At 73.2% G+C, this 21856-nt stretch carries 20 protein-coding genes; 6 read left to right on the top strand and 14 right to left on the bottom strand.

Annotation, left to right across the window (positions count from 1 at the left end; all coding sequences use genetic code 11):
- Positions 1 to 26: 26 nt before the first annotated feature.
- On the bottom strand, positions 27 to 578 hold the full coding sequence (locus AB0K28_RS31180; protein ID WP_364377100.1) for a DUF4142 domain-containing protein: 552 nt from the start codon (positions 576 to 578) through the stop codon (positions 27 to 29).
- A gap of 276 nt (positions 579 to 854) precedes the next feature.
- Here AB0K28_RS31180 and AB0K28_RS31175 point away from each other — a divergent pair, with 276 nt between their 5' ends.
- Positions 855 to 2072: an alpha/beta hydrolase gene (locus AB0K28_RS31175; protein WP_364377098.1), complete on the top strand. Its 1218-nt coding sequence runs from the start codon at positions 855 to 857 to the stop codon at positions 2070 to 2072.
- A 3-nt stretch (positions 2073 to 2075) separates the two neighbouring features.
- Here AB0K28_RS31175 and AB0K28_RS31170 read toward each other — a convergent pair whose 3' ends face one another.
- Entirely contained in the window at positions 2076 to 2303 is a 228-nt protein-coding gene (locus AB0K28_RS31170) for a hypothetical protein (protein WP_364377096.1), read from the bottom strand.
- A gap of 164 nt (positions 2304 to 2467) precedes the next feature.
- On the opposite strand from AB0K28_RS31170, the gene AB0K28_RS31165 reads away from it, so the two are divergent.
- The gene (locus tag AB0K28_RS31165; protein ID WP_364377094.1) at positions 2468 to 3448 is read left to right on the top strand and encodes an acetylxylan esterase; all 981 of its coding nucleotides are present in this window, start codon (positions 2468 to 2470) and stop codon (positions 3446 to 3448) included.
- 57 nt (positions 3449 to 3505) lie between these two features.
- On the opposite strand, the gene AB0K28_RS31160 is transcribed toward AB0K28_RS31165, so the two are convergent.
- The 4 genes from AB0K28_RS31160 to AB0K28_RS31145 all read right to left on the bottom strand — a co-directional run bounded on the left by AB0K28_RS31160 (position 3506) and on the right by AB0K28_RS31145 (position 9733).
- The gene (locus AB0K28_RS31160) at positions 3506 to 3793 is read right to left on the bottom strand and encodes a Fe-S cluster assembly protein HesB (protein ID WP_364377092.1); all 288 of its coding nucleotides are present in this window, start codon (positions 3791 to 3793) and stop codon (positions 3506 to 3508) included.
- A gap of 221 nt (positions 3794 to 4014) precedes the next feature.
- Complete coding sequence (locus tag AB0K28_RS31155; RefSeq protein ID WP_345402965.1) at positions 4015 to 4476, bottom strand: pyridoxamine 5'-phosphate oxidase family protein; 462 nt, start codon at positions 4474 to 4476, stop codon at positions 4015 to 4017.
- A 51-nt stretch (positions 4477 to 4527) separates the two neighbouring features.
- Positions 4528 to 8601 carry a hypothetical protein gene (locus AB0K28_RS31150; RefSeq protein ID WP_364377090.1) on the bottom strand — a complete coding sequence of 1358 codons (4074 nt, stop codon included), beginning with the start codon at positions 8599 to 8601 and terminating at the stop codon, positions 4528 to 4530.
- 127 nt (positions 8602 to 8728) lie between these two features.
- Positions 8729 to 9733, bottom strand: coding sequence for an NAD(P)-dependent alcohol dehydrogenase (locus tag AB0K28_RS31145; RefSeq protein WP_364377088.1), 1005 nt, complete (start codon positions 9731 to 9733; stop codon positions 8729 to 8731).
- A 59-nt stretch (positions 9734 to 9792) separates the two neighbouring features.
- Here AB0K28_RS31145 and AB0K28_RS31140 point away from each other — a divergent pair, with 59 nt between their 5' ends.
- Together AB0K28_RS31140 and AB0K28_RS31135 are read left to right on the top strand one after the other, a co-directional pair.
- Complete coding sequence (locus tag AB0K28_RS31140) at positions 9793 to 10443, top strand: helix-turn-helix domain-containing protein (protein WP_345402947.1); 651 nt, start codon at positions 9793 to 9795, stop codon at positions 10441 to 10443.
- A gap of 60 nt (positions 10444 to 10503) precedes the next feature.
- Positions 10504 to 11265 carry an SDR family oxidoreductase gene (locus AB0K28_RS31135; protein WP_364377085.1) on the top strand — a complete coding sequence of 254 codons (762 nt, stop codon included), beginning with the start codon at positions 10504 to 10506 and terminating at the stop codon, positions 11263 to 11265.
- An 84-nt stretch (positions 11266 to 11349) separates the two neighbouring features.
- Here AB0K28_RS31135 and AB0K28_RS31130 read toward each other — a convergent pair whose 3' ends face one another.
- The 8 genes from AB0K28_RS31130 to AB0K28_RS31095 are packed head-to-tail and all read right to left on the bottom strand — an operon-like array spanning position 11350 to position 19944.
- The gene (locus tag AB0K28_RS31130; protein WP_364377083.1) at positions 11350 to 12768 is read right to left on the bottom strand and encodes an aldehyde dehydrogenase family protein; all 1419 of its coding nucleotides are present in this window, start codon (positions 12766 to 12768) and stop codon (positions 11350 to 11352) included.
- Between the two features lie 28 nt (positions 12769 to 12796).
- Positions 12797 to 13795 (bottom strand): P1 family peptidase, encoded by a 999-nt coding sequence (locus AB0K28_RS31125; RefSeq protein WP_364377082.1) that lies wholly within the window; start codon positions 13793 to 13795, stop codon positions 12797 to 12799.
- Positions 13795 to 14979, bottom strand: coding sequence for a M20 family metallopeptidase (locus AB0K28_RS31120; RefSeq protein ID WP_364377080.1), 1185 nt, complete (start codon positions 14977 to 14979; stop codon positions 13795 to 13797). Before AB0K28_RS31120 ends, AB0K28_RS31125 begins: the two co-directional genes overlap by 1 nt.
- Entirely contained in the window at positions 14970 to 15761 is a 792-nt protein-coding gene (locus AB0K28_RS31115; protein ID WP_364377078.1) for an ATP-binding cassette domain-containing protein, read from the bottom strand. The genes AB0K28_RS31120 and AB0K28_RS31115 overlap by 10 nt, the downstream gene beginning before the upstream one ends.
- A gap of 11 nt (positions 15762 to 15772) precedes the next feature.
- Positions 15773 to 16690, bottom strand: coding sequence for an ABC transporter ATP-binding protein (locus AB0K28_RS31110; RefSeq protein WP_364377076.1), 918 nt, complete (start codon positions 16688 to 16690; stop codon positions 15773 to 15775).
- Entirely contained in the window at positions 16677 to 17510 is an 834-nt protein-coding gene (locus tag AB0K28_RS31105) for an ABC transporter permease (RefSeq protein WP_364377074.1), read from the bottom strand. The genes AB0K28_RS31110 and AB0K28_RS31105 overlap by 14 nt, the downstream gene beginning before the upstream one ends.
- Positions 17507 to 18445, bottom strand: coding sequence for an ABC transporter permease (locus AB0K28_RS31100; protein WP_345402933.1), 939 nt, complete (start codon positions 18443 to 18445; stop codon positions 17507 to 17509). The genes AB0K28_RS31105 and AB0K28_RS31100 overlap by 4 nt, the downstream gene beginning before the upstream one ends.
- A complete protein-coding gene (locus AB0K28_RS31095) occupies positions 18442 to 19944 on the bottom strand; it encodes an ABC transporter substrate-binding protein (RefSeq protein ID WP_345402930.1) in 1503 nt (500 codons plus the stop codon). The genes AB0K28_RS31100 and AB0K28_RS31095 overlap by 4 nt, the downstream gene beginning before the upstream one ends.
- Before the next feature lie 88 nt (positions 19945 to 20032).
- Here AB0K28_RS31095 and AB0K28_RS31090 point away from each other — a divergent pair, with 88 nt between their 5' ends.
- On the top strand, positions 20033 to 20836 hold the full coding sequence (locus tag AB0K28_RS31090) for a GntR family transcriptional regulator (protein ID WP_364377071.1): 804 nt from the start codon (positions 20033 to 20035) through the stop codon (positions 20834 to 20836).
- 29 nt (positions 20837 to 20865) lie between these two features.
- Positions 20866 to 21831 (top strand): adenylate/guanylate cyclase domain-containing protein, encoded by a 966-nt coding sequence (locus AB0K28_RS31085; RefSeq protein WP_364377069.1) that lies wholly within the window; start codon positions 20866 to 20868, stop codon positions 21829 to 21831.
- The last annotated feature ends 25 nt before the right edge of the window (positions 21832 to 21856 follow it).

Here is a 21856-nt window from a genome sequence, read left to right as displayed (position 1 = left end):
CCTCCTTCGCGGTTCGTCGTGCTCGGTCAGCCGCCGCCCTGGGCCTTGCGCAGCGCCTTGAGGTGCTGGTCCAGGGACGGGGCCGCCGTCTTGGCCAGCGCCACCACCGCCGGCGCGGAGCCCTTGGAGATCTCGGTCTTCGTGGCGTTCAGCGCCTCGCGGTGCGCCTTGATCATCCCGGCCAGGAAGTCCTGGTCGAAGTCCTGCCCGCTGACCTCCCTGATACGGTTCAGCAGCTCGTGCTGCTCCGGCGACGGTGAGGTGGGCAGATCGACGCCCAGGTGCTCGGCCGTCCGGGTGACCTTGGTGTCGAGCTTGGTGTGGTCCTTGACGAGCATCTGGCCGACCTGCTTGATCGGCTTGGTGGTGGCCTTGCCCTGGGCCAGCCGTCCCGCCTGGACCTCCGTCAGGTTGGCCTGGTGGATGGCCCGCATCCAGGTCCTGTCCTGCTCGGACGGCTGCTCGCCGGTGGGCCCTGGAACGGCGGCGGCGCTCTGCGGCGGCGGCTGCTGACCGGAGCAGCCGGTCAGGGCGGCGAGGGCCGCGGCGGCGAGCAGAAGGGTCAGACGTGTGCGCATGAGGCTTCCTATGACGGAGTGATACATCTCACCCACAGAGCGTAATCGCCGCTCGGGGCCCCGCCCGGCACCCCCGCAACCACAGGCGCGCCTCCCACCGCCGCGCCTCTCCGAGCCCTGTCCGGGGCTCTGGCCTTCGCAGGCGCGCCTCACGCTGTCGCGTGTTCCGCACCTCCTGATCATTTGGACCGTCTGCCCGGCCCTACCAGCGCGAAACCTGGAGGCTCCTGCGCCTTTTCGCCCCTCTTTGGGGTGTATTGCACTAACGTCCCCTGCGTGGTTTCAGTCGCCAGGCTGGCAGGTCGGGTGGTGGCGGGCGCCGGGGTGCTGGCGCTCTCACCGATGCTGGGGCTGGCCGGACTGGCCGGGACCGCGATGGTGGGGGCGCGGCCGGTGGTGTTCGCGGTGGCGGGGCTGGCGGTGTTCGCGTCGGTGTTCTTCCTCGGGCTGCTGCTGTGCGTGCCCAGGCCGAGGGCGGTGTGGGGGCGGTGGGTGCGGGCGGTGGCGCTGCTCGCCGTGGAGGCGCTGGTGGTCTGGCAGGCCGCCGCCGCCACGCTCGGGCCGCCGCCGTCGCCCGTCGCGCCCGCCAAGGTGGCCGGGCAGCGGGAGTGGCGGTTGCCGACGGGTTCGCGGCTGGCGTACGTGCGTACCGCGCCGAAGCGGGTCACCCGGGCGGAGCCGGTGGTGTTCCTGCACGGCGGCCCTGGCGTGGGCGATCTGGAGCGGGACGCGGCGTTCTACGGACGGCTGGCGTCCGTGGGTTTCGAGGTGTATGTCTACGACCAGCTCGGCGCCGGACGCTCCGCCCTGCTCGACGACCCGCGCGGCTACGGCCTCGACCGCGACGTCGCCGACCTGGAGGCCGTCCGCCGCCTCATCGGCGCGGAGCGCCTCAACCTGGTCGCCCGCGACCACGGGGCCCAGCTCGCCGCCGCCTATCTCGTACGCCATCCAGGCCGGGTCGCCAGGGCGGCCCTGTACTCCCCCGACGGGCTCACCCCGTCGCGCCCCGCCACCTCGGCCCTGCTCACCCCTGGGGCTCTGCCCGGCCCCCGTACGCTCGCCGTCGCCACGCTCCTCCAGGTGGATCCGGTCGCCGCGCACGCCTTCGCCGGGGACCCGGGCCTGTCGGCGCACCTCGCCCGCGTGCGCGGGGCCGCCGCGGCACCCTGCCCCTCCCCCGCCGAGGAGGATGCCGCCGGAGGTTACGTCGCGCTGGCCGGGCGGCCGGCGCCCGCGTCGCTGCGCACGGACCTGGGGGCGGTGAACGTGCCCGTACTGATCGTCAAGGGCGCCTGCGACACGGAGAGCTGGTCGGCGGCGGCCGCGTACCGGCAGGCGCTGCCCGACGCCCGCCTCGCCTACCTCGGCGAGGCCGCGGGGCGTGACCGCAACACCGCCCATCTGCGGCTCCTGAAAGCCTTCCTCATCGACCGTCCGCTCACCGCGTACGAAGGCGACGCCCCTCCCCCGGGCTACAAGGGTCCCGCTTAGCGGTCAGGGGAGGGAGTCGCCGAGGCGGAGATGGAGGCGGGGGCCGTGGCGGGCGCTCTCGCGGATGGTCCACACGCGCTCGTCGATCACCGTCCCGTTCGCCGTCATGTATCCGCCCATCCGCAGCACCGGCCGTCCCGTGTGATCGTGGAGCAGCTGGGCGCGGGACTCGGAGTCGTCGCCGAAAAGGACGAGGAAGTCGTGCGTGTCCGCGGGCGCGTCGAGGACCAAACCAGGGTGAAGGTGAGAGTAGGGCACCTGGATAACATGTTCCGTCACGGGTCAGCGCCTACCCAGATATGACACCTTCAGTGGAAAAAAGCACGCAGGATAGCGCTTTCCTCCGCTTTGGGGTGAAATATCAGGAACCTCTCTACACAGCTGGAGTCACCGACGTGCCACTGTTCGACCTGCCGCTCGAGCAACTTCGTTCCTACCTCCCCGACCGTGACGAGCCCGCCGACTTCGACGCGTTCTGGACGGCGACCCTCGCCGAGGCCAGAGAGCACGACCTGGCCGCCGAGTACGTCCCGTACGACCTGCCCCTGGCGGGCGTGGACGTGTTCGACGTGTCGTTCGCCGGCTGGGGCGGGCACCGCGTCAACGGCTGGTTCCTGCTGCCGAGCGGCGCGCAGGGCCCGCTGCCGTGCGTGATGCACTACATCGGCTACAGCGGAGGACGCGGCTTCCCGAAGGACCACCTGCTGTGGCCGGCCGCCGGGTACGCGGTGTTCGTGATGGAGACGCGCGGCCACGGCGGCGCCAACGTCAACAGCCCCGGCGTCACCGGCGACCCGCACGGCTCGGCCGGCGCGCAGGCGCCCGGCATGATGACGCGCGGCATCCTCGACCCCGCCGACTACTACTACCGGCGGGTCTTCACCGACGCCGTGCGGGCGGTGGACGCGGCGGCCGGGCATCCCGCCGTGGACGCGAGCAGAATCGTGGTGGCGGGCGGCAGCCAGGGCGGCGCCATCGCGCAGGCCACGGCCGCGCTGCACCAGGGCGTCAAGGCTGCGCTCGTCGACGTGCCGTTCCTGTCGCACTTCAGGCGGGCGGTGGAGATCACGCCGCGCGACCCGTACCAGGAGCTGGTGCGCTACCTCGCCACCCGCAGGGACGCGGCCGACCAGGTGTTCCGCACGCTGGCGTACTTCGACGGGATGAACTTCGCCGCCCGCGCCCAGGTGCCCGCGCTGTACTCGGTGGCGCTGATGGACGACATCTGCCCGCCGTCCACGGTGTTCGCCGCCTACAACCACTGGCAGGGCCCGAAGAAGATCAACGTCTATCCGTGGAACAACCACGAGGGCGGGAGCGGCTATCAGTCGGAGGAGCAGGTGCGCTACCTGCACAAGCTGCTGTCCGACGGCTGATCGGATCAGGAGGGGACCCCGCCGCGCCCGAGTCGCCTCGGGCGCGGCAGGGCCGCCTCAAGCGGGCTGCTCGGTGACCAGGAACGACACGCTCCCCTGGTCATCGGCTCCGGCGTCCAGGGACTTGTCCTCCAGCACGGTCGCCGCCACAGGGTCGAGGTAGACTCGCGCGCCCTCCGACTCGACCACCGCGTCCGCCGGTTCGGGGGCGGTGGCCAGGGTAAGGGTGAGCGAGCTGGCGCCCTCTCCCTGAGACGAGATGCGGATCCCGCTCTGGGAGGGCTCGGGCGCCGCCGCGGTCAGATCGCGGATCGCCTGGGCTGCGTTGGCTGTCAGGGTGAGCACTACGGCTCCTCCTCACGTTCGACGTTCAGGAATTGCCTGCCCTTCCCTCCACACCGCGCCTCAACCCTCCCTGACGGGTTTCTTTACCCGGAATTCGGGTCGCGGTGGACAAGAGCCCCTGGACCTGACCGGCCTGCGGGTGGGCATGGTGACGCGGCTCACAGAGCGTCGGGAGGCCGGGCCCGCTCATCCTCACCCGCCGGTCAGGTGGGGGCCGGTGCTCAGGGAGTGACGGTCCAGGTGCCGTCGCGGAGCAGGGTGCGGCCGGCGAGTTCGTTGGCTTCGCGCCACGCCTGGAGGCGGCGGGGCGTGATGTGGAAGTAGTAGTAGGACTCGGGCTCCTTGCGGGGGTCGAAGCCCGCCTTGGCGGCGAACGCGTCGCCGACGTCGGCGGGCAGCTCGCCGGCCGGCGTGGCGCGGACGGTGCCCTCCACCAGCACCACGTCGCGCACCAGTCCGATGCCCACCCGCGCCTTGCCGTTGGCCAGCAGGTTGCGGCCGGTGGGGCTGGCGCCGTTGGTCGAGACGATGATCGACTCGCCGTCCCAGAGGAACGACAGCGGCACCATGTACGGCGTCCCGTCCGCACTGGCGGTGGCCACCCAGGCGTCCACGTCGTGTTCGAGGCGCTGCAGGGTGTCCTGCTTGCGCTGTTCCGGGGTGCGTGGGGCGGGCATGGACATGCGTACGTCTCCTGTCGGGCTGCGAAGATCTAAGCCGACATTATGGACGAGTCAGCGGTCGGACGTCCGGGAGGCGGGCCGGTCAGAGCCGCAGGAGCCGGCGTCGAGCCCGGCCACCTTCCACTCCGCCCCGGGGAACGGGCTCATGAAGTGCGTCAGCAGGTCCACCGCGTAGTCGGGCACCTGACCGCCGGGGTCCAGCAGGGACACCATCTGGGGCCCGTCGGCGCCGCGCAGCGTGATCGTGTCGGCGGCGCGGCCCCCGGCGGCGAAGCCGGGTTTGGCGTCCACGCTCACGCAGGCCAGGCTGATGCCGGCGGCCTTGACCTCCTGCTTGTGCCCGACGGGCCGCATGCGCTGGTCGTAGCGGCGCAGGGCGAGCGAGGTGACGCGGCCGATGCGGACGGACTCGCGGAAGACGTCGGCGCCGACCTTGCGGCTCAGCTTGATGTCCAGCTTGACGTCCGGCCGCAGGTCGACGCCCTTGGCGGCGATCTTGAGAGTGCCGTACGACCCCTCGAAGCCGGGGGCGACGTACCCGAGCGCGGCCGGCGCCTTGAGCCCGAACGGGATCCTGCCGGGCCGCAGCCGCAGCCACGACATGCGGGAGATGCTCAGCGTGACCTGCTCGACGGAGCTCTTGCGCACCCCGAACCGCCCGCCGACGTGGTACGTCAGGAACCCGCCCGTGGACGGCACCTCCTTGTGCACGGCGAGCTTCTGCGCGGGCACGGCGTCGACGCGCAGCCCGCCGCGCACGCTGATGCGCCCGGTGGGCACGGGCTTGGAGACGAGGTCGAGCGACTGGTCGGGGTTGAGCCTGACGGTGGTGTCGGCGGCCAGGTCGCGGACGGCGAAGGCGACGTCGCCGAGCCGCCCCGACGGGTCGATCAGGCCGCCTTCGACGCTGAGCCGGCCGTCGAGCGTGTTGACGTTCCCGATCGCCTTGTAGGTGACGGCCGGCACGCTGAGCCCGGCGGCCGAGGCGTCGGCGTCCACGCCGAAGACGGCGGGCACGTCGGAGAAGCGCAGCTCGCCGGTGCCCTTGCCGGGCAGCGTGACCTTGGCGCTGAGGTGCTTGACGGGCGCGGAGTTGGTGACCCTGATGCGGGTCTTGGCGCCGTACGTGCCCTGGAAGGCGACGGAGGCGGGCACGGGGTCGATGGCGAGGTGGCCGCGCAGCCCGGCGGCCTCGGCCCGCACGTCCAGCCTGCCGAGCGTGGCGGCGGGCTCGATCCGGTACGCGGCCTGCACGACGTTGCCCTGCGCCACCGTGATGGGCCCGAGCGACATGCCGGTGATCTTCTCCGGCAGCCCGGTCAACCTGGCCCTGGCCTTGACGGGCACCGGCGACAGCACGTTGCTGGCGAGGTAGACGTCCAGGGTGCGGTTCTTGGGCCGGAACCCGGAGAAGCCGAACGTCTTGCCGCCGAGGTCCACCGAGACCTGCTCGGGCAGGCCGCTGACGTCGATGTAGCCCTGCAGGCCGAAGCAGCCGCGCTGGGCCACGCAGAAGGCTCCCTGCGAGCAGCCGGGACGTCCGGGGACGCAGGCGCCGTCCACCAGCGACACGCCGCCGGTCACGGCGGGGGCGGCCCGCATGCGGGCGAGCGCGGCGGTCTTGCCGAGCCAGGCGCGGGCGCGGACGTCGAGGCGGGAGCCGGTGTAGGTGAGCTTGCCTCCCTCGGAGGCGACGGCGAGCCTGCCGGGCACGGGTCCGACGGTGCCGATGAGGCCGAACCGGTCGTCGCCCCGCCGGATGTCGGCGTCCACGGTCATGGTGTGGCCTCCGGCGTCCAGGCCGGCGGTGAAGCCCTGCGCGGCCGGGGTCAGCTCGACCTGCTTCAGCTTGGTGACGCGGACGCTGGCGTCGAGGTCGCCGGTGGCCTGGTCGTAGTGGGCGGCGAGGTGCGGGCCCGTGGGGGACGTGGCGCGGTCGTGGTTGGTGAAGGCCACCTCGGCCGACCCGACGGGGCCCGACACGCCGCGGAAGCGGTAGGAGCCGCCGTCCCAGGAGGCGTCGAACTTCGCGGGGACGCCGGTGACCTGGGCGGCGGCCCTGGCGTACCGGTTGCCGAGCTTGACCCTGGCCAGCGCGGTCACCTTGGTCACCGGCCCGTCGGAGTCCCAGGTGAGGGTGTGGGCCTTGGTGTCGGCGACAAGCTCGGCGCGCTTGCGCACGCCTTCGACGACGGCGCGGACGTCCTCGCCGGACGGCGTCGTCACGTGCGCTTTATTGGCATAAATCCGTACGGACCGCACCTTGCCGGAGCTCTCCACCTTGACCGTCGAGCGCTCGCCGAGCGCCCACGACGCCTGCACGTCGTCGCGCACGCCGAGCACGGTGCCGTCCACGGTGGGCCCCGACCTGAGGTTCGTGTACGCGGCCCGCAGCGTGCCGATGACGCCCCCGGCCCGGTAGACCGCCTTGCGGGCGGCGGGGTCGAGGGTGACGTCCACGGTGGCGGGCGTGTTGGACAGTTCGAGCCGGGCCACATGGGTCCGGTCGATGCTGGCGGCGCCCACGAAGGGCCCGCCGCCCGACGTGGCGTCGAGGTGGGCGTGCGGCGTGGCCCCGTACGTGACGTCGAACCCGCGCAGCCCCGACAGCCGCCCCGACACGCCGACGGCGGCACCGTCCTTGATCATCGTGACGTGACTGCCGCGCGGGGTGGAGATCGCGCCGCCGCCGCGCTGCAGCACCAGGCCGAGATCGCGGATGGGGGCGCTGGAGGTGTGGGTGACGCGGTGCGCGGCCAGGTCGTTGACCACGCGGACCTTGGCGGGCAGCGCGCTCAGCTCGGCCTTGATCACCGTCTGGCCGGCGGCCCGGTCGTAGAAGAGGAGGCTGGCCGGGCCCGAGGCGCCCTTGGCCGTGGCGGTGGAGAGCGTCTGCTTGTTCTTCGCCGAGCGGTACTGGGCGGTGAAGGCGGGCGGCAGCCGGTCCATCTCGGCGCGGATGACACGCGACAGGCGGCCGTCGCGGTAGACGAGGTCGTCGAGCACGGCCCGGCCCACCGTGGTCGGGCTGGTGAAGCTGACCTTGCCGCCGGACACGCGCACCGCGGCGCGGGTGCCCATGCGGTCGAGCACGGCGTGGGTGAGGCGGCGGCCGTTCACGGCGAGCGCCTCGAGCCTGGCGGGGGCGGAGGCGGCGACGTCGAGTGAGGGTTCCGCGAGGGTGGCGTTCACGGTCAGCTCGGAGGTGGCGGGGGTCTGGCGCAGGCTCACCGAGGCGCGGCCGGTCACCCCGGCGACGAGCGCGGCGGACGCGCCGGGCTCCTTGCGCTTGACGACGGCCTTGACCCGCTTGCCCGCCAGGTCCACGGTGAACGTGCCCTTGTCGGACGCCGACAGCGACGACCCACGGCGCAGGCCGTCGAAGCCGACCGAGACCTTGCCGTCGTACTCGGCCCAGACCTGCGCCCTGAGGCTCTGCCCCGCGAGGCGCTTGACGGCGAACGTGACGCCGACCGAGCCCTGCCCCGGGTTGGCGACGGGCACCAGCCCGGCGACCAGGTCGGGCTTGTCGTCGCCGGTGACGTCGGCGGCCACCGGCACGCCGACGGGCTGCCGGATCGAGCAGGACACCGGCACCTCGGCGCTCTCCACGCACAGCCGGTAGGTCACCCCCGACACCGCTTTCGACGCCGACTTCGAGGTCTGGGGCAGCACCTTCGTCGTGACCTTGCCCAGCAGCGCGCCGAGCCCGTCGAAGCCCTTGGTCACCGACTCCACCTGCTTGGCCAGGCCCAGCGGCTTGGCCTGCGAGGTGTCGGGGAGCACGTCGCCCGCGTCGGGCGCCCCCTTGCCGAACCCCTGCTGCTCCTGCACGGCGGCGGCGCCGGAGGTGACCTGGCCGACCAGGCCGGGGCCCGCGGGCGTGGTCACCTCGGGCGCGGCGGGTCCCACCCGCTGCTCGCCGGCCGGTCGCAGCGCCAGCGAGGGCTGCTTCTGGACGTTGACGACGGCGGCCGGCGGCTCTTCGACCGCCGGTACGGGCTTGACGCCGGCGGACAGCGCCTGCTGGAGCGGGGCCTGTGCCTGGGCCGGCTGGGGCACGGCGGTCAGGACCGTGCCTGCGATCGTCGTCGAAGCGAGCACGCGCAGGAGGGCGTGCGGCATTGAGCGTTTCCCCCGACCTATCTCGGTTCATCCCATCAGAAACATTGGTCACGAGATGACCACATTTCCTCACAGCCCGTCAAACCCCGCCCGACGTGGGGCTCCAATTTTTCTCCCGGGGTGGGTTTCACCGCTGCTCAGGGGCCAGAACAGGGTTCTGGACGACCTTGACGACGATCTTGCCGCGCACACCGCCCGCCTCCAGCGCCCGGTGCGCGGCGGCGGCCTCCTCCAGCGGGAAGACCCGGTCCACGGCCGGCCGCAGCTCACCCTTCGCCACGTGCCCCGCCAGGTCGGTGAGGAGCCTGGTCGTGGGCCGGCCGCTGAAGGCGCGTACGCGGGCGCGGCCGTGCCGGGCCGAGGCGGCGATGTAGGCCAGCGACGGGACGAGGCGGCGCAGGTCGAACGCGATCGCCACCATGCGCCCGCCGGGCGCGAGCAGCCCGCGGTAAGCCGGGTGCTCGGTGCCGACGGTGTCGAGGACCACGTCGAAGCGGCCCAGCTCGGACGGGGTCGTGGTGGCGTAGTCGTACGCCTCGTGCGCGCCGAGGTCGCGGACGAAGTCCAGCGTGCGGCCCCCGGCGAGGGCGGTGACGTGCGCCCCGTACGCCCTGCCGAGCTGCACGGCGACGTGGCCCACGCCGCCGCTGCCGCCGCGCACCAGCAGCCGCTCCCCAGGGCGCAGCCCGGCCTTGTCGCGCAGGGCGGTGACGGCGACCGCGCCCACGGGCAGGGCCGCCGCCTCCACGAGGTCGATCCCCTGCGGCACCAGGGCGATCTGGCGAGGGCGGACGACGACGTACTCGGCGAGGCTGCCGAACGTCCTGCCGAGCGCGCCCCACACCCGATCGCCCACTCCCGGGCCGGTGACGCCGGGGCCGAGCGCGGCGACCTCGCCGGCGAAGTCCAGCCCCACGCGCTTCGGGAAGCCCCGGGCCATCAGGTCCGTGACCAGCCGCAGCTCGCCCGCCCTGCCGTGCAGCTCGCCGCCGTTGACGCTGACCGCGTGCACCCGCACCAGGACCTCTCCTGGGCCGGGGACCGGCTTGGGCAGCGTGCCCGCGTACAGGACCTCGGGCGGGCCGTATCGGTCGAACAGGACCGCGCGCATCGTCTCGTTCACTGTGTTCATGTCTGCGACGCTAGCCAGCGAAACGGACGGCACTCTCCATTTCGGTTAATGTGAGAAACATGCCTGGTCATCCCTCTCAAATCGCCGAGCGGGCGCAGCTGCGCACCGACGCCGAGCACAACCGCGAGCGCATACTCGACGCCGCGCGGGAGGCGTTCTCGACGCGCGGGCTCGACGTGCCGATGGCGGCCATCGCGCGGCGGGCCGGGGTCGGCGTCGCCACGCTCTACCGGCGCTTCCCCTCCCGCGAGTCGCTCATCACCGAGGTGTTCTCCGACCAGCTCGCGTCGTGCGCGACGGCGGTCGAGGAGGCGCTGGCCGACCCCGACCCCTGGCACGCCTTCCAGAGCGCCGTCGAGAAGGTGTGCGCGATGCAGGTGGCCGACCACGGGTTCACGGGGGCGTTCCTCACCGCGTTCCCGCAGGCGGTCGACTTCGAGCGGGCGCGGCGGCGGGCCGAGCAGGGGTTCGACGAGATCATCCGCCGGGCCAAGGCCGCCGGGCGGCTGCGCGCCGACTTCGTCTTCGCCGATTTCCTCCTGCTGCTGCAGGCCAACTGCGCCGTGACCGACGGCGCCGGTGACCGGGCTCAGGCCGCGTCGCGGCGGCTGGTGGCGTACCTGCTGCAGGCGTTCCGCGCCGAGAACGCCGCACCGCTGCCGCCCGCCCCGCCGCTGGCGCTCGACCACGTCATCCCCTCCCTGTCCTGAGCGGCGCCGCGGTGGCACCTGCCGAGCAGGCGGGCGGCGGGCCGGGGCTAAGGTCGGTGCATGAGATATGACACGTTGTTCCGCTTGGACGGTTTGCGGGCCGTGGTGATCGGGGCGGGGAGCGGCATCGGCAGGGAGTCCGCGCTGGCGCTGGCCGCTCACGGCGCTCACGTGGTGTGCGCGGACCGCGACCTCGCCACCGCCACCGCGACCGCCGACGGGTGCGGCGGCAGCGCCCGGCTGCTCGACGTGCTGGACGGCGACGCCGTGCGGGCGCTGGCCGCCGAGGAGCCGGCCGACGTGCTGGTGTTCACCGCGGCGACGAACGTGCGCAAGCGGCTGCTCGACTACTCCAGCGAGGAGTTCGACCGGGTGGTGGGGCTCAACCTGCGGGCCTCCTTCGACGTCGTACGCGCCTTCGGTGCGGGCATGGTGGAGCGGGGCAGCGGGTCGATCATCGGGTTCGCCTCCATCCGCGCCTTCGTCACCGAGCCTGGCCAGGGCGTCTACTCGGCCACGAAGGCCGGGCTGGTGCAGCTGCTGCGGACGGCGGCGGCCGAGTTCGGGCCGAGCGGGGTGCGGGTCAACGCCGTCGCGCCCGGCATCGTGGAGACGCCGCTGACCCGCCAGATCAAGGACGACCCGGCCTGGTACGACGCGTACGCCGCCAAGAGCGCGCTCGGACGCTGGGCCGCCCCCGACGAGCTGGCCGGCGCGGTGGTCTACCTGGCGAGCGGCGCGTCCAGCTTCGTCACCGGCTCCGTCCTGTACGTGGACGGCGGCTGGACAGCCGTGGACGGCCGCTTCGACCCACCCACCTGACACGCCTTCAAGACACGTGGAACCCGGGCCCGCCCCCTTGGCCGGGAGCGGGCTCAAGGGCGGGCTGGGGCCGGTCGGGGTGGGTCAGGGGCGGATGATGGCCATGCGGGTGACGGTCAGCTCCTCGATGGCGAAGCGGGGGCCCTCGCGGCCCGCGCCCGAGTCCTTGACGCCCCCGTACGGCATGTTGTCGGCGCGGAACCCCGGCACCTCGTTGACCACCACTCCCCCGGCCTCGATGCGCTCGATGGCGGCGAACGCCGTGGCCAGGGAGCGGGTGTAGACGGCGGCGTGCAGGCCGTACCGGGAAGCGTTGACGGCGTCGAACGCCGCGTCCAGCGAGGGCACGGAGCGCACGCACACGACGGGCCCGAAGATCTCCTCGTCCCAGGCGGCGGCCCCGTCGGGCACCCCTGAGAGCACCGTCGGCGCGATGGACCTGCCCTCGCGGTGCCCGCCGGTGACCACCTCCGCCCCGGAGGCGGCGATCCAGCCGAGGACGCGGTCGGTGGCGGCCGGGTCGATGAGCGGCGCCACGCGCGTGCCGGGCAGGCGCGGGTCACCGACCTCCACACCCTTGACCCGCGCGGCCACCAGCGCGGTGAACGCCTGCGCCGCCGCCGCCTCCACCAGCACCCGCTGCACGGAGATGCACGCCTGCCCCGAGGCGTAGTAGCCGCCCCTGACGACCGCGTCGGCGGCGGCCTCCAGGTCGGCGTCCGCGGCCACCACGAGCGCCGCGTTCGAGCCCAGCTCCAGCAGGACCTTGGTGGGGGCGGCGGCGCGGGCGATGGCGTGGCCGGCGGCGGCCGAGCCGGTGAAGGAGACGGCGCCGATCCGCCGGTCCTCCACCAGCCGTTTGCCCACCTCAACGTCGCCGGTGACGAGCTGGACCGCCTCGGGCGGCAGCCCCGACTCGCGCAGCAGGTGCACCAGCCAGAGCGTGGCGAGCGGGGTGGCGGGGGCCGGCTTGACGATCACCGGGCAGCCCGCCGCGACCGCCGGAGCGATCTTGTGGGCGGCGAGGAGGAGCGGGTAGTTGAAGCCGGTGATGCCGACGACGACGCCGATGGGGCGGCGCGTCCAGAACCCGATCAGGCCCTCGCCCGAGGGCAGCAGGTCGAGCGGGACGGTCTCGCCGTGCAGCCGGGCGACCTCCTCGGCGGCGCTCTCCAGCGTCACGAGCGTCCTGTCCACCTCGACGCGGCAGTCCACCAGCGGTTTGCCGGTCTCCAGCACCAGCAGCCGCTCGAAGTCGTCCCGCCTGTCCCGCAGCGCGTCACGGGCGCCGATGAGGGCGGCGCGGCGGACGTGCGAGGGCAGCGCCGCCATCGCCGGCGCGACGCCGAGCGCGGCGTCCAGGGCCCGCGCGGCGAGCTCGGGCGTGCCCAGCGGCGCGGCGGCCACCTCGCTGCCGTCGTAGGGGAAGATCACCGGACTGGTGTCCGCGGTCTCCGCCCAGCCGCCGCCGATGGGCAGCCCGCCGGGCCACTCCTGCTTCATGACCGCCTCCTCAGGCTTCGGGATCTCGTCAGACATGGGCGCTCGGGAAGACGTCGAGGTAGGCGGGGGCGCCGTCGCGGCCGGTGGCCGACAGGACGGCGTGGGCCACCGCGCGGCTGAACGCGTCGGCGGCCGCCGCGAGGATGTCCTGGAAGGCGTCGTGGCCGGGCGCGGGGGCGGCGCAGGTGGCCAGGCCGAAGACGGTGTCGCCGTCGGTCATGGTGTGGGCCGGCCTGATCGCCCTGGCCAGCCCGTCGTGGGCGACCCCGGCGAGCTTGCCGCACTGGGCCTTGGTGAGCGTGCGGTCGGTGGCGACGACGCCGATCGTCGTGTTGAACGACGGCGCCCGCTCGGGAGCCCACGCCGCCACCTCGCCCGGATCTGGCGCTCTGAGGTGGGCGAACTCGCCGGGCAGGCCGTACCTGGCGCCGGCGAGCGTGCCGTCGAGCGGGTCGAGTACGGATCCGGCGGCGTTGACCACGCCGAGCGCGGCCACGGTCGTGCCGTCGTCCAGGACGGCGCTCGCCATGCCGGCCCCGCCGGCCAGCCCGCCCGCCACGGCCCCGGTGCCCGCGCCCACGCTTCCCTGGCCGGGAACGGTCCCGTCCAGGGCGGCGTCGTACGCGGCGGCGCCGAAGGAGGCACCGGGGGTGGCACGGAAGGCGCCGCCCCTGCCGAGGTCGAAGATGACCGCCGCGGGCACGATCGGCACCACGCCGCCCGCCACCGGGTAGCCCACCCCGGCGTCGGCCAGCCGGTCCACCACCCCGCAGGCCGCCGCCAGCCCGTACGCGCTGCCGCCCGTCAGCACCACGGCGTGCACCCGCTCGACCAGGTTACGCGGATCGAGCAGCTCGGTCTCACGCGTGCCCGGCGCGGCCCCGCGCACGTCCACCCCCGCCACGGCCCCCTCGCCCGGGCACAGGACGACGGTGGTGCCGGTGCGGTGGCCGTCGTCGGTCCGCGTGGCGTGCCCGACCCGCAGCCCGGCCACGTCCGGCAGGCCGTTGGCGGGTCCTGGCCGCATCAGTGGTCCCCGGTGAGGAAGCGCCTGGCGGCCTCGGCGAAGACGCGGGTGCCGCGCACGATGTCGTCGAGCTCGACGTACTCGTCGGCCTGGTGGGCGATCCACTTGCCGCCCGGGCCGTACACGACGGAGGGGACGCCGCCCCAGTGGGTGAGCACGGTGCCGTCGGTGGTGCCTGGCACGCCGCCGTAGACGGGCTCCTCGCCCGTCACCGTACGGTGGGCGGCGGCCAGCGCGGCGACCACCGGGTCGGTCACGGGCACGTCCACCGGCGGCCGGTCCACCAGCACGCTCACCTCGGCGGTGATGCCGTCGGCGGCGGCGAGCGCGGCGACCCGGTCGGCGACGTCCTTGTGCTCGACGCCGGGGATCGTCCGCACGTCCACGAAGACCGAGGCGACCGCGGGGATGACGTTGACCTGCTCCTGGGAGCCGGCCTGGAGCACGGTCGGGGTGACGTACACCGCGCCGAGGTGCTCGTGGGCGGGGTGCGCGGCCTGCAGCTCGTCCTGGAGCGCGCGCAGCCCGACGAGCAGCGGCCCGGCGGCCTGGATGGGGTTGCGGCCGTGCTGCGGCATCGCGCCGTGCGCCATCTTGCCGGTGAGGTCCACGCGCAGCCGCAGCGCGCCCTTGGCGACGGCGCAGATCTCGCCCGCCTCGGGCTCGGCGACGATGGCGCCGTCCACGTCGGCGGCGAGACCCTCGGAGACGAAGTGGTGCGCGCCGATCATCAGGCCCTCCTCGTCGGCCAGCGCGCACACCTTGATCCGGCCAGGGAACGGTCCCGCGAGCTGGAGCGCGCGGGTGGCGTAGAGGGTGGCGGCCAGGCCGGACTTCATGTCGGCGCTGCCCCGGCCCCACAGCTTCCCGTCGCGGATCTCGCCGCCGAACGGGTCGACGGTCCACGCCGACAGGTCGCCCTCGGTGACGACGTCGGTGTGTCCCTCGAACATCAGCGTCGGCCCAGGACCGCCGCCGCCCTCGACGACGGCGACCACGTTGGGGCGGCCGGGCGCGGCCTCGTACACGACGGGGTCCCAGCCCCACTCGCGCATCTTGGCCGCGACCAGGTCGGCGGCGGGCTGCTCCGAGCGGCCCTTCGCCGGGTCGTTGGTGCTGGGGACGCGCACCAGCGCCTGCGTGAACGCCACCACTCCGTCGGCGTCGACCTCGATCATGTCCATCCCTCCAGCGTCGGTACGGCCTCCAGCAGCGCCCGCGTGTACGGGTGGGCGGGCGCGGCCCAGACGTCGGCCACGGGCCCGGTCTCGACGATCTCGCCCCGGCTCATCACGGCCACGCTCTCGCACACGTGCCGCACCACGGACAGGTCGTGGGAGACGAACACGAGCGTGAGCCCCAGCTCGTCGGCGAGGTCGGCGAGCAGGTTGAGTATCTGCCCGCGCACGGACACGTCCAGCGCGCTGACCGGCTCGTCGGCGACGAGCACCGCGGGCCGTGGCGCGAGCGCGCGGGCGATCGCGATGCGCTGCCGCTGCCCGCCGGAGAACTGGTGCGGGTAGCGCTCGGCGGCGTCGGCGCTCAGCCCGACGGCCTCGAGCAGCTCGCTCACGCGGTCGCCGGCGGGCTGGCCGAGCGCGACGAGCGGCTCGGCGACGAGGTCGCGGACGCGCATGCGCGGGTCGAGCGAGCTGAGCGGGTCCTGGAAGACGATCTGCAGGTTCTCGCGCAGGAAGCGCAGCCGCCGCTCGGGCAGGCCGGTGATCTCCTGGCCGTCGAAGCGGATGCTGCCCGCGGTGGGCCTGTCGAGCCCGCACAGCAGCCTGAGCAGGGTGGACTTGCCCGAGCCCGACTCGCCGACGATGCCGAAGCGCTCGCCGCGGTGCACGGTCAGGGAGACGTCGCGCAGGGCGCGCACCTCGGCGCCCGGCTTGGTGAGCGAGGTGCGGGGGCGGCGGTAGACGCGGCTGAGGCCGGTGACCTCGATGAGCGGGCTGCCTGACATGTCGTTCTCCGTCAATCGTCCGCGGGGTGCCAGCACGCGTACGCGTGGCCGTCGTCCGTGAGCTCGGGCACCGTCTCGCAGGTGGCGGTGGCGTGCGGGCAGCGGTTCCTGAACACGCAGCCGGCCGGGAAGCGCCCGGCGGCGGGAACGCTGCCCGCGATGGTGGGCAGGCGGGTGCCGCGCGGGGTGAGCTTGGAGGCGGCCAGCAGGCCCTGCGTGTAGCGGTGGCGGGGGCGGGCGAAGACCTCGCGCAGCGGGCCCGACTCGACGACGCGGCCGCCGTACATGACGATGACGCGGTCGCAGACCGAGGCGACGACGGCGAGGTCGTGGGTGATGAACAGCAGGGCCGGCGCGACCTCGGCGATCAGCTCCAGCATCTGCTTCTGCACGGTGACGTCGAGCGCGGTGGTGGGCTCGTCGCAGATGAGCAGCCCGGGGTCGTTGGCCAGGGCGATGGCGAGCATGACGCGCTGGCGCTGGCCGCCGGAGAGCTGGTGCGGGAACGCGCGGGCGATCTGGGCGGACTCGGGCAGGCGTACCCGGCCGAGCAGGTCGAGCGCCCGCGCGCGGGCCTCGTCGCGGGAGCGGCCGTGCAGCGTCATGACCTCGGCGACCTGGGCGCCGATCCGCATGAGCGGGTTGAGCGCGGTCATCGGCTCCTGGAAGACCATGGACAGCTCGCACCCGCGCAGCCGCTTGAGCCGGCTCTCCGGCACGCCCACCAGGTCGTGCTCGCCGAGCCTCGCCGTGCCCGCGGCGGTGACGCCCTCGGGCAGCAGGCCCATGAGCGACAGCGCGGTCAGCGACTTGCCCGACCCCGACTCGCCGATCAGCCCGACCCGCTCGCCCGGCGCGATGCCGAACGACACGTCGCGGACGAGCTCGACGTCGCCGGCGGAGACGGTGAGCCCCTCAACGCTCAGCACTGATCCTCCTGAGCTTGGGGTCGAGGAAGTCGCGCAGGCCGTCGCCGAGCAGGTTGAAGCCGAGCACGGCGACCGCGATGGCGAGGCCGGGCCACAGCGCCAGGCGCGGGGTGGAGAACAGCAGCTCCTGCGACTCCTGCAGCATGCGCCCCCAGGACGGGGTGGGCGGCCGGGTGCCGAAGCCGAGGAACGACAGCGCCGCCTCGGCGAGGATCGCGATCGCGAACGACACCGACGCCTGCACGATGAGCATGGAGCCGATGTTGGGCAGCACGTGGCGGACGGCGATCGCGGGCCTGCGGCGTCCCGCGGCCCTGGCGGCCAGCACGTAGTCGGTCACCATGACCTGGAGCGTGGCGGCGCGGGCCACCCGGGCGAACGCCGGGACGGTCGCCACCCCGATCGCGATCATCGCGGTCAGCGTGCCCGGCCCGTAGACGGCGCCCAGCATGACGGCCAGCAGCAGCGCGGGGAAGGCGAAGACGAGGTCGTTGACCCGCATGATCAGCTCCGACAGCCAGCCGCGCGGCGTCATCCCGGCGATCACGCCGAGCGGGGTGCCGAGGACGGCGGCGATGCCGACCGCGACGATGCCGACGTAGAGGGTGGTGCGGGCGCCCACCATGAGCTGGCTGAAGGTGTCGCGGCCGAACTTGTCGGCGCCGAGCAGGTAGCCGCCGCCCGGCTCGCGCAGCTTGCCGGCGGCGTCGACGAGGGTCGGGTCGTGCGGGGTCCAGACGAACGACACCAGCGCGGCGAGCGTGACGAGCCCGACGAGCGTGCCGCCGACCAGCAGCCCGGCGTTCAGGCGGCCGCTCATCGCAGCCTCGGGTCGAGCAGGTGGTAGGCGACGTCCACCACGAAGTTGATCAGCAGTACGGCGGCCACCAGCACCATCACCACGCCTTGGACGAGCAGCAGGTCGCGCCCTGCGACGCCGTTGAGCAGCAGGTCGCCGAGCCCGGGGATGACGAAGACGCGTTCGACGACGACCGCGCCGATGAGCAGCGTGGCCAGTTGCAGGCCGAGCACGGTGACGACGGGGATGGAGGCGTTGCGCAGGCCGTGCCGCCACAACGCGCCGGTGGCGCCGCGGCCCTTGGCCCTGGCGGTGCGCAGGTAGTCCTCGCGCATGACGTCGAGGACGGCGCTGCGCACGTAGCGGGTGAGCACGGCGCCCTGGACGAGGCCGAGCGACAACCACGGCAGCAGCAGGCTGCGCAGCCACTCCCCCGGGTTCTCGGCGATCGGCACGTAGCCGCCGGACGGCAGCGCCTGCGCCCGCACCGCGAACACGAACACCAGCAGGATGCCCGCGAGGAACGCGGGGACGGCGATGCCGAGCTGGCTGAGCGCGCTGAGCGCGGCGCCGAGCGGGTTGCGGTGGTGCACGGCGGCGAACGTGCCCGCGGGCACCGCCAGCACCAGCGCCACCAGCATGCCGCCGAGCACGAGCACGGCGGTGACGCCGAGCCGGTCGGAGATCTGCGGGCCGATGGGCGAGCTGGTCACGTAGGAGGTGCCGAAGTCGCCCTGGAGCAGGCCGCCGGCCCAGTCGAAGAACTGCGCGAGGGGCGGGCGGTCGGTGCCGTACTGGCGGCGCAGCTCGGCGACCGCCTCGGGGGTGGCGTTGACGCCCAGCGCGATCTCGGCGGGGTCGCCGGGCAGCAGCGCCATGAACGCGAACACCACGACGGCGGCCACGGCGGTGCTGGCCACCAGCACCGCCAGGCGTTTGAGCAGGTAGAGCGTCACGGTTGCCGGGAGAGCGCGGTGAAGTCGAAGGATTCGGAGATACCGTTCTTCGGCAGCCCTGTGACGCCCTTCTTCGCCACGATCAGGTTCGGGAAGAGGAAGAGGAAGTCGGCCGCGGCATCGTCGGACAGCAGCTTGGCGGCCTGCTTGAGGTCGTCGGTCTGCTGCTGCTCGGTGCCCTCGTCGGCGGAGGCGAGCAGCTTGCCGAACTCGGGGTTGTCGTAGCGGAAGTAGTACGACTTGTCGGCGAAAATACCCATGTCGCGGGGTTCGACGTGGTTGATGATCGACAGGTCGTAGTCGCCCTTGGTGAAGACCTGGTCCAGCCAGCGCGCGGGGAACTCCAGCGGCTCGATGTCGGCCGTGATGCCGACCTGCGCGAGCTGCGACTTGACGACCTGCGCGCTGCTCACCGCGTACGGCAGGTTGGGGATGCGCATCTTGACGTCGTACGTCTTGCCGCCCAGCAACTGCTTGGCCTTGGCCGGGTCGTACGGGTAGTCGCCGGTGCGGTCCTCGTACCAGGGGTCGGTGGGCGGCACCATCGAGCCGATGAGCTGCCCGCGCCCGGCCCAGGCGGTGTCGAGCAGCGCCTTGTGGTCGATGGCGTGCCGGACGGCCTGCCTGACCTTCTTGTCGTCGAACGGCGGCCGGCCGTTGTTCATCGACAGCACCACCTCGCCGTTGGTGGTGCCCTCGACCGTCTCGAACCGGTTGGGGTCGGCGAACTGCTGGAGCGACTCGGGCGCCTGCACGCTGGAGATGACGTCGATGCCGCCGGTCAGCAGCGCGTTGTTCATCGCCGTGGCGTCCTTGAAGTACTTCAGCGTGACCGACGAGACCGGCGGCTTGGTGCCCCAGTAGGAGGGGTTGGCGTCGAGCCTGATGGAGTCGCCGCGCCGCCAGGCGCCCAGCACGTACGGGCCGGTGCCGACGGGCTTGTTGGCCAGGTCGGCGACGCCGGTGCGGCTGAACATGGCGCCGAGCCTGGTGGCCATGGCGTAGAGGAAGCCGTTGCTCGGCCGCTTGAGCGTGACGACGGCGGTGGTGCCGTCCTTCTTCTCCACGTCGTCGATCACGTCGAGCTGCGACTTGATCTTGAGCTTCCAGTCGCTCCTGACGCGGTCGAGCGAGAACACCACGTCGTCGGCCGTGAACGGCGCGCCGCTGGAGAACTTCACGTCTTTGCGCAGGGTGAAGGTGTAGGTCTTGCGGTCGTCGGAGACGTCCCACTTCTCGGCCAGCAGCGGGACGATCTCGCCGTTCTGGTCGAGCTTGACCAGGCCCTCGTAGACGTTGACGAGCAGTGCCTGCGGGATCGCGGCGCCCTCGGTCGAGGTGAAGTCGAGGTTGGCCGGTTCGGCCACGAACCCGACCGACAACGACTGGGCCTTGGAGCCGCCGCCTCCCCCGCCTGTGTCACCACTGCCGCCGCCACCGCACGCGGCGGTGGCCAGCAGGAGGCCGCCCGCGGCGAGCCAGATCCCGATTCGCCTCATGTCTTACAGCCTCCTGGCTAGTGCACTGGTCTGACCAGTAGGCTACGCACATTGCCAGTCGGCGACGGCTCGGGTCAAGGGGGCTTGCATGGGTGGTGCGCGCTTCGAGCCCGTACGCGCGGTGCGCGCCTACGAGCGGGTCGTCGAGCAGATCGAAGAGGCCATCGAGAGCGGCGCACTGACGCCCGGCCAGCGGCTGCCGAGTGAGCGTGAGCTGATGGTGCAGCTGTCGGTCGGCCGCTCCACCGTGCGCGAGGCGCTGCGCGTGCTGCAGGCCCGCGGCCTGGTGCGCTCGCGGCCCGGCGACCCCAACGGCGCGGAGGTGCTGCCGTTCTCGCCCGCCGCGCTGCACAAGTCGATGACCACGCTGGCCCGGGTCGAGGAGCTGTCGCTGGGCGAGCTGGTGCAGTTCAGGATGGTGCTCGACTCCGCCGCGATCCTGCTGGCCGCGCGGCTGCGCACCGACGAGCAGCTCGCCGGCATGGCCGAGGCGGTGGCGGCGATGCGCGCCGCGGCCGGCACCGGGACGGACAGCGAGTCGGGCAGCGGGCCGGGCACCGGGTGGGGTGTAGTGGACACCGAGGCGTTCGGCCGGGCCGACGTGGCCTTCCACGACGCGGTGGTCGCGGCGAGCGGCAACAAGCTCATCCAGATCTGCACCGACGTGGTGCGGCAGATCGTGCTGCGGCAGATCGCGGCCCGCATCGACGCCGCCGACGACCGGCAGGCCCTGATGCGGCGCAGCATCCGGCACCACGAGGAGGTCATCGCCGCGATCAGGGCGGGCGACGGCCCGCTGGCCGCCCAATTGTCGAGAAAAGCGATGTACGACTACTACGCGCCTTATGTGGCGGAAAGCGAGACAAGCGCCTTGCGGGCGCTGCTGGAGTGATCTGGCCCACAGGGTGTTATCTTGCCCAGGTGGCGCGCGTGGACCGGGACGGGGTTGCAGATGCTTTTCTGCGCGAGCCGCGCCGATACACCAGTCGTCAGGTCGCCGAGATGGCGGGCGTGCCGGTCTATCGTGCGCGGCGCTTCTGGCGTGCCCTCGGCTTCCCCAACGTGCCCGACGACGCGGTCGAGTTCACCGACTCCGACGTCGAGGCGCTCAAGACCCTGCTCGGCATGGTCACCTCCGGCATCTACGACGAGGAGCACGTGCTGCTGACGGCCCGCGCGCTGGGCCAGGCCACGGCGCGGCTGGCCGAGTCGCAGGCCGAGCTGGGCGCCGAGGTGCTCGACCAGGCCGGGGTGCCGCTGGCCGAGCGGCCGCGGGCCTGGCGGCGGCGGGCCGAGCGGGTGGTGCCCGACCTCGCCAAGCTGCTCGTCTACGCCTGGCAGCGCCAGCTCGCCGCCGCCGCAGGGCGCCTGGCCGATCAGGACATGAGCGCCGTACGCCTGGCCGTCGGCTTCGCCGACCTGGTCGCCTTCACCCGGCTGAGCAGGCAGATCACCGCCGCCGAGCTGGCCAGGCTGATCGACAGGTTCGAGGGGCGCTCGGCCGACATCGTGACCTCGTCCGGCGGGCGGGTGGTCAAGACGCTGGGCGACTCCGTGCTGTTCATCACCGACAAGGCGCACGTGGCGGCCGAGATCGCGCTGCGGCTGGTGGAGACGCACGCGCGCGGCCGTGACATGCCCGAGCTGCGGGTGGGGCTGGCCTCGGGGCCGGTCATCTGGCGCATGGGCGACGTGTTCGGCACCACCGTCAACCTGGCCAGCCGGCTGACCGCATTGTCCCTGCCCGGCAGCATCCTGGCCGACCCGCAGCTCGCCGAGGAGCTGGAGGGCGACCGCGCCTTCCGGCTGCGCGAGGTGAACCGGCTGTCGGTACGCGGGCTGGGCGAGCTGGCCCCCTTCACCGTGCAGCGCGCGGAAACCCCCTAGCCGGCAGGCAACCCGGCGGGGCGGA

The sequence above is a fragment of the Nonomuraea sp. NPDC049504 genome (assembly GCF_040676845.1).
In the GTDB taxonomy this organism is placed as follows: Bacteria; Actinomycetota; Actinomycetes; order Streptosporangiales; family Streptosporangiaceae; genus Nonomuraea; species Nonomuraea salmonea.
Note: the sequence above shows the minus strand (reverse complement) of the source record. Positions and strands in the feature narration are given on the sequence as shown.